A 21,275-nucleotide genomic window follows, 5' to 3' on the forward strand; every position below is an offset into this window, starting at 1 on the left:
GCGGCCCCCAGCATCGAGGCCGCCAGATTCAACTTTCGTCTAATGCCGGTCAAGCCTGGCGCGGCGTCGCGGGCTTGGCAGGAAAATACGCCTCCAGCACCCGCCCGTAGATCGCCGCCAGCCGATCGAGGTCCGCCACCGCCACCCGCTCGTCGACCTGGTGCATCGTCTGCCCGACGAGGCCGAACTCGATCACCGGGCAGGCGTCCTTGATGAAGCGGGCATCCGAGGTGCCGCCGGTGGTCGAGAGGACGGGCCGGCGGCCGGTCTCGGCCTCGATCGCGTCGGCCACCTGCTCGACGAAGGCGTCGGGCGCGGTCAGGAAGGCGACGGAGTTGGTCGGGCGCACGTCGAGGCTGTAGCGCACGGCGTTGCCGGCCGCCTCCGTCAGGCGCCGCTCCAGCTCGGCGGCCAGTGTCTCGGGCGTCCAGAGGTCGTTGAAGCGGATGTTGAAGGTCGCCCGCGCCTCGGCCGGAATCACGTTGGTCGCCGGATTGCCGACATCCATCGTGGTGAATTCAAGGTTCGAGGCGTCGAAATGCACTGTCCCGGCATCGAGCGGACTGGCCAGCAGCCCCTGCGCCAGGCGCAGAAGGCCCGGGATCGGGTTCTCGGCCCGGTGCGGATAGGCGACGTGGCCCTGCACCCCATGCACGGTCAGGGTCGCGGTGAGCGAGCCGCGCCGGCCGATCTTGATCATCTCGCCCAAGGCATCGGGATTGGTCGGCTCGCCGAGCAGGCAGTGGCCGAACCGCTCGCCGCGCTCGCGCGCCCAGTCGAGGAGCTTGACGGTGCCGTTGACCGCCGGTCCCTCCTCGTCGCCGGTGATCAGGAACGCGATCGCGCCGCCGAAATCCGGCCCCCGCCGCGCGAGGAAGGCCAGCACCGCCGCCAGCATGCAGGCGATGCCGCCCTTCATGTCGACGGCGCCGCGGCCGAACAGCTCCCCGCCCTCGACCGTGCCGGCGAAGGGGTCGTGGCGCCAAGCCGCGGCATCGCCCGGCGGCACCACGTCGGTGTGGCCGGCGAGCAGCAGGCACGGCCCCTCGCCGATGCGGGCAAAGAGGTTCTCGATGTCCGGCGTGCCCGCTTCCGAGAAGACCGGGCGCTCGACCGTGAACCCGGCCTCGCCGAGGATCCCCGCGAGAGTGGCGAGCGCCCCGCCCTCGTGCGGCGTCACGGAGGGGCAGCGGATCAGCCCCTGGGCCAGGGCGAGGGGGGAATGGGAATCGGTCACGGCGCGTATCCGCAGAGAGGTCGAAGGCTCGGTGGCCGCGAGCCGTAGCGCCGAACGCCACCGATGAGAACCGCCGCGATCGACGCCCCCGCCGCGTAGAGACCCTCGCTCTCTGAGCCCCTGCCCTCCAAGACCCTTCCCGGCGACCGGCGTCTCGCCTAACTAGGCCGCATGACCGCGCTCAGCCCCGACGAGATCGAACGCTACGCCCGCCACATCGTGCTGCGGGAGGTCGGCGGCCCCGGCCAAGTCCGCCTCAAGGCGGCGCGGGTGCTGGTGATCGGTGCCGGGGGCTTGGGCGCGCCGCTGATCCAGTACCTGGCGGCGGCCGGGATCGGCACGATCGGCATCGTCGACGACGACACGGTCTCGCTCTCGAACCTCCAGCGCCAGGTGATCCACGGCACGCCGGACATCGGGCGGCCGAAGGTCGAGAGCGCGGCGGACGCGATCGCCCGGCTCAACCCGAATGTCCGGGTCGAGACCCACGCCACCCGCCTGACACCCGAGAATGCCGAGGCGCTGATCGCGTCGTACGACCTCGTCGCCGACGGCTCGGACAATTTTTCGACCCGCTACGCCGTCTCGGATGCGTGCTACCGCGCCCGCCGGCCGCTGGTGACCGCGGCACTCGGCCAGTTCGACGGCTCGCTCACCACGATCCGGGCGCACGAGACCGGGCCGGACGGACGGCCGAACCCGACCTATCGCTGCCTCTTTCCGAGCCCGCCGCCGGCCGGCTCGGTGCCGACCTGCGCCGAGGCCGGGGTGCTCGGTGCGCTCGCCGGGCTGATGGGCTCGCTGATGGCGCTGGAGATCATCCGCGCCGTCGCCGGCTTCGGCGAACCCCTGGTCGGCCGCCTGCTGATGGTCGATGCCCGCTCCCTACGCTTCGAGACGCTGTCCTATGCCTGGGACCCGGGCAACCCGCTGAGCGGGACGGAAGGCTGAGACGCGCGGGAGGATCGGATGAGGCGAGTGGCGGCAACGCTCCTGTCGGCGCTCACGGTGAATCCTGCCCTCGCGGCGCCCGGCGTCGAGCGCTGGTCGGCGCTGAGCCGGACCGCCATGGCGATCACCGGCGACATCACCCTCTCGCCGACGCGGCTCGTCGCGGCGGGCAAGTCCCTGCCGCTCGCCGTCGCCGCCGACGTCCCGGCCTTCGGCACCCTGACGGGTCCGGTACCGGCCCGCATCCTGCGGGTGACGAAACCGGTCGATCCCGTGCTCCTGCGCGGCAACCGGCTCTGCGGAGCGCCGGTCCGTTGGATCGTCGCCTACCGGGGCGACGACGGCCGCAGGCTCACCCTCGCGGCGTTCACCGGCGACACCCTCCCGACGAGAGAATCCGGCCCCGGCTTGTGCGCGACCTTCTCGTACGCGCGGTGAGTTCCGACGGGGCGCGGAGAGCCGAAGCACCCGCTCAGCGCGCCGGCGGCAACGGCGGCAGGGCGCCGAGGCCCTGCTCGACCTTGTCGAGGCAGCACTTCTTGAACTTCTTGCCGCTGCCGCAGGGGCACGGATCGTTGCGGCCGACGTCGCGGTAGGGGTTGCGCTCGGGGATCGGGTAGCCGTCCTCGTCGAGGTCGGGCCGGTGCGCGTCGGCGCCCTCGCGGGTGTGCTCCAGCGCCCCGATCAGGTCGTCGAGGTAGCCGACCTGCATCTCGTTGAAGCGCTCGCGGCTCTTCGGCCGCAGGCGGGCCTCCTTCAGGGCCTCCTGCACCGACTCGAAGTCGATGAAGAGGCCGGTGTTGCGGCCGTCCTTGCGCGCCGCCTTGAGGCGGGGAACAAGGTCGTCGAAGCCGAGCAGCGCGACGGCATCCTCCCAGCCCTGCCACGCCTCCTCGTCGGAATCGCCCAGGCGCTCGTCGTCGAAGCGGACCAGGAAGGCGCGGACGGTCTCGCGGTCGATGTCGCCGTCGGCGGTCAGCAGCGCCAGGGCGTGGAACAGCTCCATCCGCACGAGGCCGTCAGGCGCGTCGCCGGCGATGGCGGCGAGCAGACGGTCGACATCGCCGTCGAAGGTGCTGGCGATCAGGCCCGCAAGGGTGATCGGATAGTCTTCCCCGAGCGCCGACGAGATCGCGTCGTCATCGCGGCACAGGAGGCGCATCAGGGGCTCGTGGATCCGGCTCTCGCCGATCGAGGCCAGGACGTGGATGCCCCAGAACAGCACGTTCGCTTCGGCGTCGTTCAGCGGCTCGGTGCCCTCCTCGAGGCCGGCCGCCGCGGCGCGGTAGAGGAAGATGAGGACCGGGACGGTGATCGTCTCCGGGTCCGCCGCCGCCCGACGCAGGGCGTCCTCCGGCAGGTGGATCGCCCGGGAGAGCTCCTGCACGAGCCCGATATCCGTCTTGTCCGTGTCGTCCGTCATGCCCGCCTCCTCGCCCGGTCGGCGGCGCCCGAGGCGCCGCCGGTTCGTTCCGCAATCAACCCCGCAGGGTCGCACCGGTCTTGCGCGTCACCTCGGCGACGATCTTCTGGCTCACCGCCTCGATCTCCGCATCGGTGAGGGTGCGGTCGGTCGGCTGGAGCCGGACCGCCACGGCGACGGACTTCTGGTCCTCGCCGATGCCGGCGCCTTCGTAGACGTCGAACACCTCGATGCCGGTGACGAGGGTGCGCTCGGCCGCTTGCGCCGCCTTCAGGATGTCGCCCGCCGAGACGGTGCGGGCGACCACGAAGGCGAAGTCGCGGGTGAGCGGCTGGAAGTCGGGAAGTGCCGCCGCCGGCTTCATCTTGGTCGGCCGGTGCTTCGGCAGCGGCAGGGCGTCCAGCGTGATCTCGCAGACCACCACCGGGCCCTTGATGTCGAGGGCCTTCAGGACCCGCGGATGCAATTCGCCGAAGAACCCGACGGGGTTGCGCGGCCCGAATTGCAGCGTGCCGGAGCGGCCGGGATGCAGCCAGTCCGGCCCGCCGGCCACGACCTGCAGACCGCCGGTCGGCACGCCGAGGCTGGTCAGCAGCGCCAGCGCGTCGGCCTTGGCCTCGAAGGCGTCGACGGGGCGCGACGCGCCGTCCCAGTGCCGGCCGGCGCCGCCGTGGCGGGCGGAGCCGCGGCGGAGCGCGGTCGCCTTGGTGGTCTGGCCCTCGGGCTGGTCGGAGGCGAAGCACTGGCCGACCTCGAACAGGGCGACGTCGCCGTATCCGCGGTCGGCGTTGCGCTGCGCGGCGCGGGCAAGGCCCGGCACCAGGCTCGGGCGCATGTCCGAGAGATCGGCGGCGATTGGGTTCGCCAGCGCCAGCTCCGGCTTGCCGCCGCCGAACAGGGTCGCGTCGTCATGCGCGATGAACGACCAGGTCACCGCCTCGACGAGGCCGCGGGCGGCGAATTCGCGCTTGGCCTGCCGGGTGCGCTTCTGCATCACGGTCAGCACCGGGCGGATGACGGTCGCCTCGATCCGCGGCAGGGGCTTCGGCTCGATCCGGTCGAGGCCGGCGATGCGCACGATCTCCTCGACGAGGTCGGCCTTGCCCTCGACGTCGGGGCGCCAGGACGGCGAGAGCACCTTGGCCCTGTCGCCCGAGCCGGCGACGTGGAAACCGAGGGATTCCAGCGTCACCTTCATCTCCGGCCGCGGCAGGTCGAGGCCCGACAGCCGGCGTACCTCGGTCCACGGGAAGTCGATGATGCGGTCGGTGTCCGGCACCTCGCCAGAGACGGTAGCCTGGCTCGGGGTGCCGCCGCAGAGGTCGAGCACCAGCTTCGTCGCGAGATCGAGGCCCGGCAGGGCGAAGGCCGGGTCGACCCCGCGCTCGAAGCGGTAGCGGGCATCGGTCACGATGCCGAGGCGCCGGCCGGTGCGGGCAATGGTGAGCGGGTCCCACAGGGCCGATTCGATCAGCACGTCGGTCGTGCCCTCGTCGCAGCCCGAATGCTCGCCACCCATGATGCCGGCGATCGATTCGACGCCGTTCTCGTCGGCGATGACGATCGCGCCGTCGTCGAGCCGGTAGGTGCGGCCGTCGAGGGCGAGCACTTCCTCGCCGTCGCGGGCGCGGCGCACGGTGAGGTTGCCCTTCACCTTGGCGGCATCGAAGACGTGGAGCGGCCGGCCGCGGTCGAAGGTGACGTAGTTGGTGATGTCGACGAGGGCATTGATCGGCCGCAGGCCGATCGCGGCCAGGCGCCGGCGCATCCACTCGGGCGACGGCCCGTTCTTGACGCCGCGCACCAGCCGCAGACCGAAGAGCGGGCAGAGATGCGCGTCATCCGGGGCGAAGTCGCGGGTGACCGCGACCGGGCAGGCGCCCTCGCCGCGGACCGGCGCCAGCTGCTCGCGCTTGAGAGTGCCAAGGCCGGCCGCCGCGAGGTCGCGGGCGATGCCGTGGATGCCGGTGCAGTCGGGCCGGTTCGGCGTCAGGTTGATCTCGATCACCGGGTCGTCGAGGCCGGCGAAGGCCGCGTAGGGCTGGCCGACCGGCGCCTCGGCCGGCAGATCGAGGATGCCGTCATGGTCGTCCGACAGGCCGAGCTCGGACCCGGAGCACAGCATGCCGCGGCTCTCGACGCCGCGGATCACGCCGACCGACAGGGTGATGTTCTTGCCCGGCACGTAGGTGCCGGGAGGCGCGAACACGGTCTTCATGCCGGCCCGCGCGTTCGGCGCGCCGCAGACCACCTGCACGGGGGTACCTTCACCCGTATCGACGGTGCAGACCCGCAGCCGGTCGGCATTCGGGTGCTGCTCGGCGGTGAGCACCGCGGCGATGCGGTAGGCCGAGAGACCCGCGGCCTTGTCCTCGACGCGCTCGACCTCCAGCCCGATGCGGGTCAGCGTCTCGACGATCAGGTCGAGGGAGGCGTCGGTGTCGAGGTGGTCCTTGAGCCAGGAGAGGGTGAATTTCATGGGGCTAAACCTCTCGGCTCAGGCGAGCCGGGTCTTCGTGATGAGGAGGACGGCCAGGCGGCGGCTCTGGTCGTCGTCGAGGGATTCGAGGTCGGCGACGGTCTTCCGGGCGCGAGCGATCGCGTTGCGCGCTTCCTCGCGGCTGACGTCGAGTCTCGGAGAGCTGTAATCCGCCAAGTGGCGAAGCGCCTGCAGTTCGGCGAAATCGATGCCGATCGTGGCGACGACCGGGCCGATCTCGGCGGCCTCGCGCCCGCTCAGCCGTTTTCTGATCTGCGCGTGGTCGAGCAGCCGGTAGACCGGTTCTGTCAATGCAGTGTCGCGCCTCCACAGGCCGAGCGCGCGCGTGCAGACGAAGCAGACCCCGTGGAAGACGGCGTAGTACGCGCTGCTGACGGCGCGCCGCATTGCGGCCCTCTGCAAGTTGTGGCGCCCGCGCTGCTCCGCGAGCAGGTCGGCGACGGCGAGGAGATCGTAGACGAGGGCATTGCCGAGGCGCGGCATCACGCGCCCTCTTCCTTATCCCATTCGATTTCATCGTCTTCGTCGTCATCGTCGCCCGCGAAATCGTCCGCGTAGATGAACCGGATGTAGGGGAAGCGCTCCTCCCCCTTCCCGAGCAGCGTCATCCGCAGCGCCACTTGGGCGGCGCTGGATTCCGCCCCGCCGGCCGCCTCAGAGCCGGGCTTGAAGTAGGCAGTGAAGAGCAAAGCCGGATCGTCGTCATGGTCGTAGCCCGCGCGCAGCTCCGCCCGCTCGTAGCCGGAGGCGGCGAGGTGTCGGGTCAGGACCTCGTCGGCGATCGCCAGGATCTCGGTCTCGGTCATCGGATGCCTCGTGAGGGCAGGTCGATCTCTGATAGCAACGTCAGCCGGTCAGGCCGCCGACCAGGCTCGGGATGTCCAGCGGCCGGAAACCGTAATGCTCGAGCCAGCGCACGTCGGCCTCGAAGAACGGGCGCAGGTCCGGCATGCCGTATTTGAGCATCGCGATCCGGTCGATGCCCATGCCCCAGGCGAAGCCCTGGACGCTGTCCGGATCGAGCCCACAGTTCCGCAGCACGTTCGGGTGGACCATGCCGCAGCCGAGGATCTCGAGCCAGTCGTCGCCCTCGCCGAAGCGGATCTCGCCGCCCTTGCGCGAGCACTGGATGTCGACCTCGGCCGAAGGCTCGGTGAAGGGGAAGAACGACGGCCGGAAGCGCATCTTCACGCTGTCGACCTCGAAGAACGCCTTGCAGAACTCCTCCAGGATCCACTTCAGGTGGGCGATGTTCGCCTGCTTGTCGATCACCAGGCCTTCGACCTGGTGGAACATCGGGGTGTGGGTCTGGTCGGAATCGTGCCGGTAGGTGCGCCCCGGGCAGATCACCCGGATCGGCGGCTGCACGGAGCGCATGGTGCGGACCTGGACCGGCGAGGTGTGGGTGCGCAGGAGCTTGCGCTTCCCGTCACGGTCGGGCCGCAGGAAGAAGGTGTCGTGCATCTCCCGGGCCGGATGGCCCTCGGGGAAGTTGAGCGCGGTGAAGTTCAGGTCGTCGGTCTCGACGTCCGGCCCTTCGGCGATCGAGAAGCCCATGTCGCCGAAGATCGCCGTGATCTCGTCCATCACCTGGGTGATCGGATGGATGCGGCCGCGCGTCTCCGGCCCCTCGCGCACCGGCAGGGTCACGTCGACCCGCTCGGCGACGAGGCGCGCGGAGAGCGCGGCTTCGGCGAGGGTGTCGCGCCGCGACTGGATCGCGCCCTGGACCCGGTCGCGCAGACCGTTGATCAGCGGGCCCTGCTCCTTGCGCGCCTCAGGCGACATGCCGCCTAAGGTCTTCAGCAGCTCGGAGACGGCGCCCTTCTTGCCGAGGGCCGCGACGCGCACGCCGTCGAGGGCCGCCTCGTCGGCGGCGTCGGCGACCTTGGCGAGGAGATCGGTTTCGAGACTGGTGAGATCGGTCATGGTCTGCTCAATCGGGGCTCGCGGATGCCCTGCAACGCGCCGCCCCGCTCCGTCAACCCGGGGGTGGGAAAGAGCCTGCCCAACGCAAAACGGCCCGCGCATGCGGGCCGTGATGGTGCAGTCTCGACAGGTCGGGCCCGCCTGAGGGGGCGGGACCGTAGGACCGGCCTTACGCCGCGTTCTTGACGAGCTCGGCCGGCAGGGCGGACTTCGCCTTCTCGACCACGGCGACGAAGGCCGCCGGCTCGTGGATGGCGAGCTCCGACAGGGCCTTGCGGTCGACCTGGACGCCGGACTTGGCCAGGCCGTCGATGAAGCGCGAGTAGGTCAGGCCGTGCGGACGGACCGCGGCGTTGATGCGCTGGATCCACAGGGCGCGGAAGTTGCGCTTCTTGTTCTTACGATCGCGGTAGGCATACTGCATGCCCTTCTCGACCGCCTGCTTGGCGATCCGGATCGTGTTCTTGCGCCGGCCGTAATAGCCCTTGGCGGCCTTGAAAACCTTCTTGTGCTTGGCGTGGCTGGTCACGCCGCGCTTGACGCGGGCCATGGTGATCTCCTGAGGATTCTACGAAACAGATTTACGGACGAAGCGTCTTCCTGGCGCGAAGCCGGTTCTTACCGGGCGTTCGGCAGGAAGTACTTCTTCACGTTGGCGGCGTCGCCCTCGAACAGGGTGGTCGTGCCGCGCAGGTTGCGGATCTGCTTCGTGGTCCGCTTGATCATGCCGTGGCGCTTGCCGGCCTGGGCGTACATGACCTTGCCGGTCCCGGTGATCTTGAAGCGCTTCTTGGCGCCCGACTTGGTCTTCAGCTTGGGCATTTTGCTCTCCTGACGCGAACTCCACCGGGGATCCGCCACGGGCGGGTCCCGACGATCACGCGATCGACGATGTGGAGCGACACGAACCGCCACGGCAGCCCTCACGGCCGGGCGGTTCGGTGAGGGGCGCGCTATAGCAGGGAGCGGAGCGTCGCGCAATCGTCGTATCGTCGGGCCGCGCTTGCCTGTGCGAGGTGTGCACGGCCAGACCCGCGCGGTGGCGTTGTGCATCGCACCGGAACCATAAGCGTGGGTGCGCGGTTTCGTTCATGTCCCGCTCAGGCCCCATCCTGCTTGATCCCCGCCAACGTGAACCGCCCCCGTTTGGCGTCTCAGGAGAATCCGTCGTGCGCATTGCCCAGGTAGCCCCTCTCGCGGAGGCCGTTCCGCCGAAGTTCTACGGCGGCACCGAGCGTGTCGTCTCGTGGCTCACCGAGGAGCTGGTCCGGCAGGGCCACGACGTGACGCTGTTCGCGAGCGGCGACTCGGAGACGAGCGCCAAGCTGGTCGCCTGCTGCCCCGAGGGCCTGCGGCTCGCCGGCATCCGCGACCACGTCGCCAGCCACCTCGCCATGCTCTATCACCTGCGCCGGCGCGCGGACGAGTTCGACGTCATCCACTTCCACATCGACCTCCTGCAGTACCCGCTGTTCGAGGACCTGAACCACAAGTGCGTCACCACCCTGCACGGGCGGCTCGACGTGCCGGACTTCATGCCGGTCTACCGCACCTTCACGGGCATGCCGCTCGTGTCGATCTCTGACCATCAGCGCGGGCCGATGCCCGAGAACGCCAACTGGCTGCAGACCATCCATCACGGCCTGCCGGCGGAGAATTGCCGCTTCTCGCCCAACCCGAAGGACGGCGGCTACCTCGCCTTCCTCGGCCGCATCTCGCCCGAGAAGCGGCCCGACCGCGCGATCGAGATCGCCAAGGCCTCCGGCGTGAAGCTGAAGATCGCCGCCAAGGTCGACAAGGCGGACCAGGAATACTGGGACGAGGTCATCGAGCCGATGACCCACCATCCGCTGATCGAGTATATCGGCGAGATCAACGAGGACCAGAAGCACGAGTTTCTGGGCAACGCCCTGGCGCTGACCTTCCCGATCGACTGGCCGGAGCCCTTCGGCCTGGTGATGATCGAGGCGATGTCGGCCGGCACCCCGGTGATCGCGTGGCGCAACGGCTCCGTGCCGGAGGTCATCAAGGACGGCGTGTCGGGCGTGGTCGTCGAGTCGATGGACGAGGCGATCGCCGCGGTCGAGACCTGCAAGGCGATGAGCCGCGAGGGCGTGCGCCGCTACTTCGAGACCCGCTTCACCGCGAGCGTCATGGCCCGCTCCTACGTGGCCGCCTACGAGTCGCTGCTCGCGGGTGACCTCGACGCGATCAAGATCCCGGGCCTGACCATCGGGGCGCCCGCGGCGCTGAACGGCGCGGCCAACGGCGTGGCGCATCCGGTGCTCCGCGCGGTCTGATCCGCTTCACGGTCCTGACGAAGACGAGGCCCGGTCCCCGAGAGGGGGCCGGGCTTCTTTTTTGGGCACGAGGCATTTTCGCCGATCTCCAAAGATCAATCGCCAGCAGAGCTGTCCAAGGAAAAGAATGGCGCAGGCTTTCCCCCTCCCCCCTCTGCGGGGAGGGAAAAAGGCGCGCCATGTCCTTTGCTGGACAATCCTATGTCGCCCCGAAGCAAGCGAGCCTGGCCGCATCATCCGCGCCGCCCCTGCCTGAAATCCGGGCCGACCCGGCGCCGGATCCCCCCTGGCGCCCGCCGTACGATGGCCCACATTCGCTCTAGCGTGGGGCCCAACCCGCGAATCGCCGCGGGTGCCGCCTCCCCGCCGCCGCCCGGACCTGGCGTCCGGCGCCCCGAGATCTTGCCCGTTTCCCCGCGTCGCCGCGCGGAGCCCCAAGGAGTGAAGCCGTGCCGATGGTCGCGACCGCCCCCGACGACGAGACGCTGCCGCAATACCACATCGAGGCCCAGACCTCGCTGGTCGAGCGCCAGCTGCGCTCGCTCAAGCACGGCGACGCCTTCGCGGTGCTCGACAGCTACGGCGATATCGGCGTCTTCCCGGGGCCCGAGGGGCTGTACTTCCAGGACACGCGCTTCCTGTCGCGCCTGGAACTGACCGTCGAGGGCCAGCGGCCGATGCTGCTCGGCTCGGTGGTGCAGGACGACAACGGCGCCCTCTCGGTCGACCTGACGACGCCGGACATCCGGTTGGATGCCGGCGACGAGACCAGCATCCCGCGCGAGATCATCGCGCTGGAGCGGACCAAGTTTCTGTTTCGCGGCACCTGCTACGACCGCCTGGGCTTACGCAACTACGACACCAAGCCGCGCCACCTGCGCGTGTCCTTGAGCTTCGATGCCGACTTTCGCGACCTGTTCGAGGTGCGCGGCAGCGACCGGGCGCATCGCGGCAAGCGCAGCGTCGAGGTGACGGGCGCCAACGAGGTGACGTTCACCTATGACGGGCTCGACGAGCGCCGCCGCACCACCCGCCTGCGCTTCGGCCCCAAGCCCGCGCGGCTCGAGGCGAACCGGGCCGAGTTCGAGGTCAAGCTCGCTCCCGGCGGGCGCGCCTCGATCTTCGTGCGGGCGATCTGCGACACCGTCGATCTCGGCCGCGCCGGCGTGGCCGTACTCGGCAGCGCCCTGCCCTTCACCCACGCCGCCTATCCGAGCCCGCGCCGCGAGGACGGTCACCCGAAGGGCGAGGGCATGACCTTCGCGCTCGCCTATCGCGACGCGCGTCGCGACCTGCGCAAGGCCACCGCCAACATCACCACGATCGAGAGCTCGAACGACCAGTTCAACGAGGCCGCCTGCCGCGCGACGGCCGACCTCTACATGCTCTTGAGCCGCACGCCGAACGGCGTCTACCCCTATGCGGGCATCCCCTGGTACAGCACGGTCTTCGGCCGCGACGGCATCATCACCGCCATGATGACGCTGTGGATCGATCCGGAGATCGCCAAGGGCGTGCTGCGCCACCTCGCGGCGACGCAGGCGACGACCGTCGACCCCGCCGCCGACGCCCAGCCCGGCAAGGTCCTGCACGAGACCCGCAACGGCGAGATGGCGATCCTCGGCGAGGTGCCGTTCAAGCTCTATTACGGCACGATCGACGCGACGCCGCTCTTCGTGATGCTGGCCGGGCAGTATTACGAGCAGACCGGGGATCTCGCGACCATCCAGGCGATCTGGCCCAACCTCCTGGCGGCGCTGAACTGGATCGACGAGTACGGCGACCGCGACAAGGACGGCTTCGTCGAATACGCCCGCGAGACCGAGAAGGGCCTGGCCAACCAGGGCTGGAAGGACAGCCACGATTCGATCTTCCACGCCGACGGCCGCATGGCGCAGGGGCCGATCGCGCTCTGCGAGGTGCAGGGCTACGTCTACACCGCCAAGAAGGGCGCCGCGAAGCTCGCCGCCCTCATGGGCGACGACGTCCTGTCCGAGCGCCTGAAGGGCGAGGCCGAGCGGCTGCGCAAGGCCTTCGACGAGAAGTTCTACCTGCCCGACCTCGGCACCTACGCGCTCGCCCTCGACGGCGAGAAGCGTCCCTGCGCCGTGCGCTCGTCGAATGCCGGGCACGCGCTCTTCACCGGCATCGCCTATCCGGAGCGGGCCGAGAGCGTCGCCGCGGTGCTGATGTCGAAGGACGGGTTCAACGGCTGGGGCGTGCGCACCATCGCGGTGGGCGAGGCGCGCTACAACCCGATGTCGTACCACAACGGCTCGATCTGGCCGCACGACAACGCGCTGGTGGCGCTGGGCCTCGCCCGCTACGGCCTGAAGGCGGAGGCGGCGCGGGTGTTCGAGGGCCAACACGGCGCCTCGCTCTACCAGGAGGGACGGCGGCTGCCGGAGCTGTTCTGCGGCTTCATCCAGCGCAAGCAGCGCGGACCGACGAACTATCCGGTGGCGTGCAGCCCGCAGGCCTGGGCGGCGGCCGCGCCCTTCGCGTTCCTCGCCGCCTGCCTCGGGCTGGAGCTGCGCCACGACCGTAACCGGATCCGCTTCCGCGATCCGATCCTGCCGGCCTTCCTCGACGACGTGCTGATCCGCAACCTGAAGCTCGGCGACAGCCACGTCGACCTGCTGATCCATCGCCACGGCAGCGACGTGACGGTGAACGTGGTGCGCCGGACCGGCGACGCGCAGGTTGTTCTCTTGAAGTAGAAAAGCGATGGGCCGGGACATGCCCGGCCCTTCGATGCTCCCCGCGCGGGTCTTCTCGAGAGAGGCCCGCGCCCGGAGCGCTCCGTGATCCGCCTCGCGCCGACAGCGCGATGAAGCGCCGTGCGCGTTAGCGCGGCGCCAGGATCATGATCATCTGGCGGCCTTCGAGCTGCGGCTCGCTCTCCACCTTGGCGATCTCTTGCGTCTCGGACTTCACGCGCTCGAGCAGGCGCAGGCCCAGATCCTGGTGCGCCATCTCGCGGCCGCGAAAGCGCAGGGTCACCTTGACCTTGTCGCCTTCCTCGAAGAACCGCTGCACGGCCTTCATCTTGACTTCGTAGTCATGCTTGTCGATGCCGGGCCGGAGCTTGATCTCCTTGACCTCGACGGTCTTCTGCCGCTTGCGCGCCTCGGCCTGCTTCTTCTGCTCGTTGAAGCGGAAGCGGCCGTAGTCGAGAAGCTTGCAGACCGGAGGCACGGAGTTCGGCGCGATCTCGACGAGGTCGAGGCCCGCCTCTTCGGCGACCTGCAGCGCTTCGAAGAAGCCCATGACACCGCGGTTCTGGCCGGTATCGTCGATGAGCTGCACCTCGCGGACGCCGCGGATGTCCCGGTTGGCGCGCGGCCCGTCTTTCTGCGGGGCCGGCATGGCTCTCATAGGTCTGCGAATGGCTTCATTCTCCTCAATCACGTCGTCCGGCGGCGGCCCGCCGACCCTGTCCTTCCAGACCGGTCCCGAACCACCGCGCGGGCATACTCGTGGTGTACGGTAGCACCTTGGCAAGATTGCCTGGTTTGTCAACTCGCAGGGATGGAACTTGGTTGCCGGGCGCCGGAGCGGGGTGGGGGGCGATCCCGGATTCGTGATCCGGCTGGACCGTCCCGCTCAGGGTCCCTCCCCCGCCGGCGCTGTGCCGAGGAGTTCGGCGTAGATCGCCAGGGTATCGGCCAGCATCAGCTCGAGGGAGAAATGCGTCTCGACGTGACGGCGGGCGCGGCGCACCAGGGCGTCGCGGGCGCTGGCGCCGAGGTGCAGCGCCTCCGCGACGGCGCCGGCCAGGGCCTGCGGGTCGCCGGCGGGCACGCGCCAGCCGGTGCGCTCGTGCGCCGGCACCTCCGGCGGAGCGAGCACCGTCTCCGGCACGGCGCCGAGATCCGAGACCACGACCGGCGTGCCGAGGGCCTGGGCCTCGACGGCGGAGCGGCCGAAGGCCTCGGGCTCGGTCGAGGGCACCACCACGACGGAGGCCGCCCGGTAGGCCGCCGGCATGTCGCCACAATGGCCGACGCGCTTCACCTGGGCCGACAGGCCGTGGGCGGCGATCATCGCGTCGATCTCGCGCAGGTAGCCCGTGCGCCCCTGGGGATCGCCCGCCAGCACCACCGTGAACTCGGAGAGTCCCTGGGCGCGCAAAGCCGCGGCCGCCTCGATCAGCACGCGGTGGCCCTTCCAGGGCGTGAGGCGGGCCGCGAGCAGCACCACCCGCTCGTGCGGGGCGACGCCCCAGGCCCGGCGCAGGGCCTCGACCCGCTGCGGCGTCACCTGGGCGGGGGCGAAGGCCGCGAGATCGGTGCCGCGATGGATCACCCGCACCCGGTTTCCGGCGACCTGCGGGAAAAGGCGCCGGATCGCGTCGGCGGTGAAGTGCGAGTTGGCGATCACCGCGTCGCCGCGGGCCATCACCGAGTTGTACAGGAGCTTCGCCGGCGAGCGGCCGGCATAGCTGCCGTGATAGGTGGTGACGAAGGGAACGCGCAGCCGCCGCGCCGCGCCGAGTGCCACCCAGGCCGGGGCGCGGGAGCGGGCATGGATCAGGTCGACCCGCTCCGCGCGGCAGATCCGCATCAGCCGCCCGACATTGAGCGCCATCACGAAGGGGTTCTTGGTCCGCGCCGGGAACGGCACCCAGGCGCCGCCCTTGGCCTGCAACTCGCCGACGAGGCGGCCGCCCTCGGTGGCGACGAGCGCGCGGGCGCCCGCGGCGGCGAGCGCCGCCGCCACGTCGACGGCGGTGCGCTCGGCGCCGCCGGCGTCGAGCTCCGGAATGATCTGGAGCACGGTGCGGCCCGCCAGCGGATGGCTCGCGGCCGGGAACGGCGTGGCCTGGCTCGACGGCATGGGACTCCGGGTCAGGGTTCTGATCGCAGCACTCGCGGCGTGACGGTGCCCGCTCCGCGCAGGGTTCGACAGCAGGACTTCGGTGAATGACCGGCGGGCCGCCGGGCCTCTCTCGCATATGGTCGCCGGCCGCCGCCGGTGTAGAAGCCGGCCGTCGCGGTCCGATCACGGATGATGCATCAAGGTCGCCCTACCGTGTTGCGTATCGGTAAACCTTGGGCGCCGGCCGCCCGCGACCAGGGTTGCACACGGAATAACGGGGATAACGTCATGCAAGAACCCGCGCGCACGCTTGCCAAAGATCCGCCTGCTACGATGCTGCCGGTGCGGGGCCGCCGCCTCGCCACCCTGGTGCGGCCCGGCGCCGGACCACCGGTGGTCTGGCTCGGCGGCTTCCGCTCGGACATGCGCGCCACCAAGGCCGAGGCCCTGGACGAATGGGCGGCGCGGGAAGGCCGCGCCTTCGTGCGCTTCGATTATACCGGCCACGGCGAATCGGAGGGCACCTTCGCCGAGTGCACGATCTCGGACTGGCTCGCCGACGCGACAGCCGTCATCGCCGCCCTGGCACCCCGGCGCCCGGTCCTCGTCGGCTCCTCGATGGGCGGCTGGATCGCGCTTCTCGCCGCGGCAGCGGTCCGGCCCGCCGGCCTGGTGCTGATCGCGCCCGCGACGGATTTCACCGAGGAGCTGATGTGGAAGCAGTTCCCGGAGGAGATCCGCCAGCAGGTGATGCGGGACGGGGTGTGGCGGCGCGAGTCGCAATACTCGCCGGAGCCGACCCCGGTGACCCGGGCGCTGATCGAGGACGGGCGGCGTCACCTGATGCTCGGCGGCGCCATCGATCCGGGCTGCCCGGTGCACATCCTGCAAGGCATGGCCGATCCGGACGTGCCCTGGCCGCACGCGATGAAGCTCGTCGAGCGGCTGCCGGCGGCCGGCGTGGTCCTCACCCTGATCAAGGAGGGCGACCACCGCCTCTCCGGGCCGGCGGATCTCGACCGGCTGGTCGCGGCGGTGGCGGGGATCGCTCCGCGCGAGGTTCCGGGCGCCTGACATCGCCCCGCTTCCGCCGCCGCCGTGAGGGGCCGTCTGCCCACTGACGGAGGTCTTCGTTGGGAATGATCGGCGAGGCGGGCCTCGATGGCACGCCTCGCGATGCGTGACCGTCATCCGCCGGGCGCGGAGCCGTGTCGCGACAACCAAGGCGACAGGGCGCGAGCACAGCACAACCTGACCGGCTCGGAATTTGCTCCAGAGCGCAATTCGTTATGACGCCTCGTCCCAAGGCTTGATCAATCCCGACGCGCAGCCTCTATCGTCCGTTTGCAGACAGTAGAGAGTTGGGCCTCTCGGATGGATGACGTCACGCAGAAGCACGCCGATATCGGTGGCCTCGCCTCCGATATCGCCGGCGCCTACGCCATGAGAAACAACATTCCCGTCTCGAGGCTGCCTGGTCTCGTGGCCGCAGCTCATGCGGCCCTGATGAAGTTTCGTCCCCCGTCGGCGCCCGGGGACGACAGGCCGATGCCGGCCGCCTCGCTCCGGCGGACGATCACCCCGGATCACATCATCAGCCTGGAAGATGGCAGGCCCTACAAGTCGCTCAAGCGCCACCTGACCACGCGCGGGCTCACCCCGGACGAGTATCGGCGCAAATGGGGCCTGCCACCGGATTACCCGATGGTCGCGCCCGCCTACTCCGCCCAGCGTTCCCGGCTCGCCAAGAGCACCGGGTTCGGTCGGATCGGGTTCGGTCGCGTCCGGCGCAACTCGGCCCTCGGTCAGCCGCCGGAGGCCGGAGTCGTTCGAACCGAGCGAGGCGGATGTGGGCGTCGGCATCTCCACGAGGACGAACCTTAACCGCTGGCTGCTCTCGCATCCGCTCTGCGAACGAGCGCCTCGTGGCGATACTCGCTCGGACTCATGCCGAACTGGCTGCGAAATCGTCGAGAGAAATGGGCTTGATCGGAAAAACCGCACCGATAGGCGATCTCCTGCAGCATCATGTGGGCGCTGATCGGATCGGCGAGGCGGCGTGCCGCATTTTCCAGCCGCCTGTGCCAGATCCAGGCCGCGATGTTCTGCCCGCTCTCGCGAAACAGAACCTGCAGATGGCGCAGGGACACGCCGACGGCACTCGACACCTGCATCGGGCTCAAACCGGTATCGCCGATGTTGTTGTCGATGTAGGATTTCGCCTTCTGCATGGTCAGCGAGGATCTCAAGGATCCGGGAACCTCCAGCGCCATCCGCTCGGCGATACTCGCAGCGACGAGATCGATGGCCGTCGCACTCATGCGCTCGGCCGATTCCGGCGTCAGCTGTTCGCCCACCTGGCTGAGATTGTGCAGGAACGACCGCGCCAGCGTCGTGACCGGAAGATGCCCTCCGACGCCCAAGCCGACGAAATGGCGGGACGATCCGAGGACGCGCTCCAGGCGATCGCGCGGAATCTCGATGGCCAGAACTTCGCTGTATCCTTCGTGCTCGATGGTCCAGGGCGTGTTGGGATCCCGTACCGACAGATCCCCCGCCCGGTCGATGGTGGAGCGGTCGTTCTGGCTCGCCTTCACGGATCCGGAGAGCACGACGCTCAGGAATAGATGGTCCGTCTTGTTGTTTTTATGCCGGATCGTCTGAGGCGTGGTCGAAGCGCGTAAATTCTGCAGGGAAAATTTTGTGAAGACGAACGAACCGACCGTGGTGCCTTCGATCACGGCCTGGAACGGTTCGTCGCTCGAGCTGCTCTGCACCATGGGGACCAAGCGATCCTCGCAGAGCTCACGCCACTGGAGAAACCGGTCCTCGGGACGGACGTCGGCGGTCGTGAATAACGTTTGCATCGCAGATGGGGGCAATCGGCTTTCGGACAGTATGCCCCGATTTAAGATCTGACAAATTCCGACACAATCGCGAAATCGCCAATCGTCCCAAATATCCTTTTTTTCCTATCCTGGCGTCTGCTAGAGCATTTTCCGACGAAGTGGACACCGGTTCGTCGAAGAAAATGCGGCGAAATCAAAGACCTAGAGAGCTTCGCGATTGCAACGCGATCGTGAAGTGCTCTAGGCCCGTGCACCGCGCGGATCTTTCACCGTCCCGAGATCTGGCATAGGCGCGCCGCGTGACCGCGAACCGGGTTGCGGCCAGTTCGCGGGGCGGGTCCGGGCCCGGACCGGCCGGGCGCGACGCCCCCTACGCCATCAGGTCCCCTTCCGCCGGTCGCAACCCGTCCAGCTCCGGCAGCAGGACCACGCTCTCCTGCTCGTTCGGATCGGTGCGGGCGATCACCGCCGTGCAGGTCTCGGTCCGGCTGGCATTGTAGGGCAGATGCGGCATCCCGGCCGGGATGTAGACGAAGTCGCCGGCCCGGCTCCACAGGTGCTGTTCCAGCCGCTCGCCGTACCACATGCCGGCGACGCCGGAGAGGACGTGGAGCGCGGTCTCGTGCGCCTCGTGCAGGTGGGCCTTGGCGCGGGCCCCGGGCGGCAGGGTGACGAGCTGCATGTGCAGCCCCGTCGACCCCACCGATTCGGCCGAGACCGCCGGCGCGTAGGTGAGGGCCTGCTTGCCGACGTAGTCCGGTCCCGGGCGCACGACCCGGCAGGTGGTCTGGGGTGACGACAGGTCCATGGCGCGTCCTCCGCTGGGGCGGAGGGAGCTTAGGCCAGGGCGCCGCGCTTAGAAATCCGCCACCTTCCCCCAGGCCGAGGCGGCGAACCGGTCCGGGTGGTAGGGCTTCGGATCGACGATCGGCGCGGCGCCGGAGGCGAGGTCGGCGATGAGGTGGCCGGCGCCGGGGCCGATGCCGAAGCCGTGGCCGGAGAAGCCCGCCGCCAGGATCAGGCCCGGCACGCCCGTGACCTCGCCGATCCCCGGCACGCCGTCGGGGGTCGCGTCGATGTAGCCGGCCCAGGAGGCGGTGATCGCGGTGCCGCGCAGGGCCGGCAGCAGTTCGAGGGCTCGGCGATGGGTCTCGGCCACCAGGCGCGCGTCGGGCCGCGGATCGAGGATGCGCATGCGCTCCATCGGGGACTGCTCGTCGAGGCGCCAGCGCGCCGCGGTCTCGTGGCCGCTGCGCCAGCCCTCGGTGCCGCCCGGACGCAGGGCGCGCCAGCGCTTGGCGAACATCGGCACGAATTCCCGCGCGAACAGGATCTGCTGCGGGGTCGGGTCGACATTGGCCCGGCCGCTGATGGCGAGCGTGTGGCCGCCGGTCTCGCCGCGGCGGGTCACCGAGATCTCGGCGGTGTGGAGCGCGTCGGGCAGGCCCTCGACATGGGGGCCGACCGCCAGGATCGACGAACGCACCGCCGATTGCGGGAAGCGGATGCCGAGCTGGCGGCAGAACGAGGAGGCCCAGGCGCCGCCGGCCATCACGACGGTCCGGGTGCGGATGGTGCCCTTCTCGGTCACCACGGCGCTCACCCGGCCGCCCTCGAGTTCGAGGCCGCGGGCGGCGCAGAACTGGTGCACGCTGCCGCCGAACTTCATCACGCCGCGCGCCGCCACCGGGACCGCCCGAGAGGTGTCGGCGATGCCGTCCGAGGGCGAGAACACCCCGCCCTTCCAGGTCCGTCCGGTGGCTTTGCCCCGGTCCCGCGCCTCGCTCTCGCCCAGCATGTGGGTGACGACGCCCTCCCCGGCCGCGAAGTCGCGCCACTTCGCCCAACGGGCGATCTCGGCCTCGTCGTTGCTGAGGTAGAGCAGGCCGCAGCGGCGGAAGCCCGGATCCTCGCCGATCTCGGATGCGAGGCGGTCCCACAGGTCGAGGCTCTTCGTCGCCATCGGCAATTCGCGGGCGTCGCGGTTCTGCTGCCGGCACCAGCCCCAGTTGCGGCTCGACTGCTCGCCCCCGATGCGGCCCTTCTCGACGAGGGCCACGCTGACGCCCCGGCGCGCGAGGTAGTAGGCCGTGAAGGTCCCGACCACGCCGCCGCCGATCACCACCACCTCGGCGGCCTCCGGCAGGTCCGGCGTGGTGTCGATGTGGAGGAGAGGTGCAGGCATGGTGGGCTCCCGTTGACGGCCGGACACTAGCAGGGCCGCACACGCACGGACGCCGGAGAGCCGGGCCTTCGCGGCAGATTCTGCTGGGCGCCCGGTCGCTCGCCGGCATCATCGGATGGTGCCAAGGTTCTGTCCCCGAGGGGGTTGCCTGCGTGGCCGCCCGCGCGGTCTAAGCGTGACCGCGAGGGCCGTCCGCGCCAGCCTTCCCGCATTAGCCTTGGGCCCACGATGCAAGCTTCCCCGGTTCCCGACGCCCTTCGCCGCCAGCGCTCGGTCGGGCACGTCGCGCTGAGCGTGGCCCGGATGCCGGGCGGCGCCACGCGGGTCACCGACCTTTTCGAAGCTGGCCCCTTGCGCCTGCGCCTGCCGCGGCCCGAGCCCGGCCCGATGGAGGCGGTGCTGCTCAACAGCGCCGGCGGCATCGCCTGCGGCGACCGCTTCACGATCGAGGCGCGGCTGGGAGCCAACGCCGACCTCGTGCTCACCACCACGGCGGCGGAGAAGATCTACCGCTCGGACGGGCCGGTGACGCGGCTCGACGTGGCGCTGACCCTGGAGCCCGAGGCCGCCCTGGCGTGGTTGCCGCAGGAGACGATCCTGTTCGACGGCGCGCGGCTCGCCCGCGGTTTCTCGGCCGAGATGGCGGCGGATGCGCGGCTCACCCTGTTCGAGGCCCTGGTCTTCGGCCGCGCCGCGAAGGGCGAGGTGATGCGGGACGGCCGGCTCGCCGATTCCTGGCGCATCCGCCGCGCCGGGCGGCTGGCTTACGCCGACACGTTCCAGCTCGACGGCGACATCGCGGCGACGCTCGCCCGCCGGGCGGTAGCCGGCGGCGCCCGCGCGATGGCGACGCTCCTCCACCTCGCGCCCGACGCCGAGAGCCGCCTCGACCAGGCCCGCGACTTGATCCAGGCCGCCGACTGCGAAGCCCTCTCGGTCGAGGCCGGGGCGAGCGCCTGGAACGGCATGCTGGTGATGCGCCTGCTCGGAGCGGAGATCGGGCCGTTGCGCCTCGCCGCCGCGCGGATTCTCGAAGGCTTCCGCGGCCGGCCCCTGCCGCGGGTGTGGCAGACGTGAGGT

Annotated in this window: 20 protein-coding genes; 7 read left to right on the forward strand and 13 right to left on the reverse strand. The window is 70.1% G+C overall.

The annotated features are described in order from the left end of the window. Window positions 1–49: 49 nt before the first annotated feature. Window positions 50–1,237, reverse strand: coding sequence for a succinyl-diaminopimelate desuccinylase (dapE, locus tag BM430_RS23070; RefSeq protein WP_093569589.1), 1,188 nt, complete (start codon window positions 1,235–1,237; stop codon window positions 50–52). 171 nt (window positions 1,238–1,408) lie between these two features. Between dapE and moeB the strand changes: the two genes are divergently transcribed. Continuing rightward, window positions 1,409–2,188, forward strand: a complete 780-nt coding sequence (gene moeB, locus BM430_RS23075; RefSeq protein ID WP_093569590.1) for a HesA/MoeB/ThiF family protein — start codon at window positions 1,409–1,411, stop codon at window positions 2,186–2,188. A 27-nt stretch (window positions 2,189–2,215) separates the two neighbouring features. After that, window positions 2,216–2,626: a hypothetical protein gene (locus BM430_RS23080; protein ID WP_093569591.1), complete on the forward strand. Its 411-nt coding sequence runs from the start codon at window positions 2,216–2,218 to the stop codon at window positions 2,624–2,626. 34 nt (window positions 2,627–2,660) lie between these two features. Here BM430_RS23080 and BM430_RS23085 read toward each other — a convergent pair whose 3' ends face one another. The 7 genes from BM430_RS23085 to rpmI form a co-directional block, all read right to left on the reverse strand. Further along, a complete protein-coding gene (locus tag BM430_RS23085; RefSeq protein WP_093569644.1) occupies window positions 2,661–3,611 on the reverse strand; it encodes a DUF1186 domain-containing protein in 951 nt (316 codons plus the stop codon). A 55-nt stretch (window positions 3,612–3,666) separates the two neighbouring features. Next, window positions 3,667–6,090, reverse strand: a complete 2,424-nt coding sequence (gene pheT / locus BM430_RS23090) for a phenylalanine--tRNA ligase subunit beta (protein ID WP_093569592.1) — start codon at window positions 6,088–6,090, stop codon at window positions 3,667–3,669. A gap of 18 nt (window positions 6,091–6,108) precedes the next feature. Then, the gene (locus tag BM430_RS23095; protein WP_093569593.1) at window positions 6,109–6,594 is read right to left on the reverse strand and encodes a hypothetical protein; all 486 of its coding nucleotides are present in this window, start codon (window positions 6,592–6,594) and stop codon (window positions 6,109–6,111) included. Beyond that, on the reverse strand, window positions 6,594–6,917 hold the full coding sequence (locus BM430_RS23100) for a hypothetical protein (RefSeq protein WP_093569594.1): 324 nt from the start codon (window positions 6,915–6,917) through the stop codon (window positions 6,594–6,596). Before BM430_RS23100 ends, BM430_RS23095 begins: the two co-directional genes overlap by 1 nt. 40 nt (window positions 6,918–6,957) lie before the next feature. Beyond that, complete coding sequence (pheS, locus tag BM430_RS23105) at window positions 6,958–8,040, reverse strand: phenylalanine--tRNA ligase subunit alpha (protein ID WP_093569595.1); 1,083 nt, start codon at window positions 8,038–8,040, stop codon at window positions 6,958–6,960. A gap of 169 nt (window positions 8,041–8,209) precedes the next feature. Then, a complete protein-coding gene (gene rplT / locus BM430_RS23110; protein WP_093569596.1) occupies window positions 8,210–8,590 on the reverse strand; it encodes a 50S ribosomal protein L20 in 381 nt (126 codons plus the stop codon). Window positions 8,591–8,658: 68 nt separating this feature from the next. Beyond that, window positions 8,659–8,862 carry a 50S ribosomal protein L35 gene (gene rpmI / locus BM430_RS23115; RefSeq protein WP_007561407.1) on the reverse strand — a complete coding sequence of 68 codons (204 nt, stop codon included), beginning with the start codon at window positions 8,860–8,862 and terminating at the stop codon, window positions 8,659–8,661. A gap of 347 nt (window positions 8,863–9,209) precedes the next feature. Here rpmI and BM430_RS23120 point away from each other — a divergent pair, with 347 nt between their 5' ends. Continuing rightward, window positions 9,210–10,340, forward strand: a complete 1,131-nt coding sequence (locus tag BM430_RS23120) for a glycosyltransferase family 4 protein (RefSeq protein WP_093569597.1) — start codon at window positions 9,210–9,212, stop codon at window positions 10,338–10,340. 455 nt (window positions 10,341–10,795) lie between these two features. Beyond that, on the forward strand, window positions 10,796–13,060 hold the full coding sequence (locus tag BM430_RS23125) for an amylo-alpha-1,6-glucosidase (protein ID WP_093569598.1): 2,265 nt from the start codon (window positions 10,796–10,798) through the stop codon (window positions 13,058–13,060). Window positions 13,061–13,187: 127 nt separating this feature from the next. Here BM430_RS23125 and infC read toward each other — a convergent pair whose 3' ends face one another. After that, window positions 13,188–13,709: a translation initiation factor IF-3 gene (infC, locus tag BM430_RS23130; RefSeq protein WP_048430889.1), complete on the reverse strand. Its 522-nt coding sequence runs from the start codon at window positions 13,707–13,709 to the stop codon at window positions 13,188–13,190. A 237-nt stretch (window positions 13,710–13,946) separates the two neighbouring features. Then, a complete protein-coding gene (locus BM430_RS23135; protein ID WP_093569599.1) occupies window positions 13,947–15,179 on the reverse strand; it encodes a glycosyltransferase family 4 protein in 1,233 nt (410 codons plus the stop codon). 315 nt (window positions 15,180–15,494) lie between these two features. Here BM430_RS23135 and BM430_RS23140 point away from each other — a divergent pair, with 315 nt between their 5' ends. Both BM430_RS23140 and BM430_RS23145 read left to right on the forward strand, forming a co-directional pair. Then, window positions 15,495–16,235, forward strand: a complete 741-nt coding sequence (locus BM430_RS23140; protein WP_244539632.1) for an alpha/beta hydrolase — start codon at window positions 15,495–15,497, stop codon at window positions 16,233–16,235. Window positions 16,236–16,535: 300 nt separating this feature from the next. Continuing rightward, window positions 16,536–17,045 (forward strand): Ros/MucR family transcriptional regulator, encoded by a 510-nt coding sequence (locus tag BM430_RS23145; RefSeq protein WP_093569601.1) that lies wholly within the window; start codon window positions 16,536–16,538, stop codon window positions 17,043–17,045. On the opposite strand, the gene BM430_RS23150 is transcribed toward BM430_RS23145, so the two are convergent. From BM430_RS23150 to BM430_RS23160, 3 genes are all read right to left on the reverse strand, one after another. Further along, window positions 17,042–18,028, reverse strand: a complete 987-nt coding sequence (locus BM430_RS23150; protein WP_093569602.1) for a helix-turn-helix domain-containing protein — start codon at window positions 18,026–18,028, stop codon at window positions 17,042–17,044. The genes BM430_RS23145 and BM430_RS23150 overlap by 4 nt on opposite strands. Window positions 18,029–18,380: 352 nt before the next feature. Beyond that, on the reverse strand, window positions 18,381–18,818 hold the full coding sequence (locus tag BM430_RS23155; RefSeq protein WP_093569603.1) for a cupin domain-containing protein: 438 nt from the start codon (window positions 18,816–18,818) through the stop codon (window positions 18,381–18,383). Between the two features lie 48 nt (window positions 18,819–18,866). After that, window positions 18,867–20,195 carry an NAD(P)/FAD-dependent oxidoreductase gene (locus BM430_RS23160; protein ID WP_093569604.1) on the reverse strand — a complete coding sequence of 443 codons (1,329 nt, stop codon included), beginning with the start codon at window positions 20,193–20,195 and terminating at the stop codon, window positions 18,867–18,869. Between the two features lie 228 nt (window positions 20,196–20,423). On the opposite strand from BM430_RS23160, the gene BM430_RS23165 reads away from it, so the two are divergent. Beyond that, complete coding sequence (locus tag BM430_RS23165) at window positions 20,424–21,272, forward strand: urease accessory protein UreD (RefSeq protein ID WP_093569605.1); 849 nt, start codon at window positions 20,424–20,426, stop codon at window positions 21,270–21,272. Window positions 21,273–21,275: the final 3 nt, after the last annotated feature.

Origin of the sequence: Methylobacterium sp. 174MFSha1.1, assembly GCF_900116815.1 — a bacterium.
In the GTDB taxonomy this organism is placed as follows: Bacteria; Pseudomonadota; Alphaproteobacteria; order Rhizobiales; family Beijerinckiaceae; genus Methylobacterium.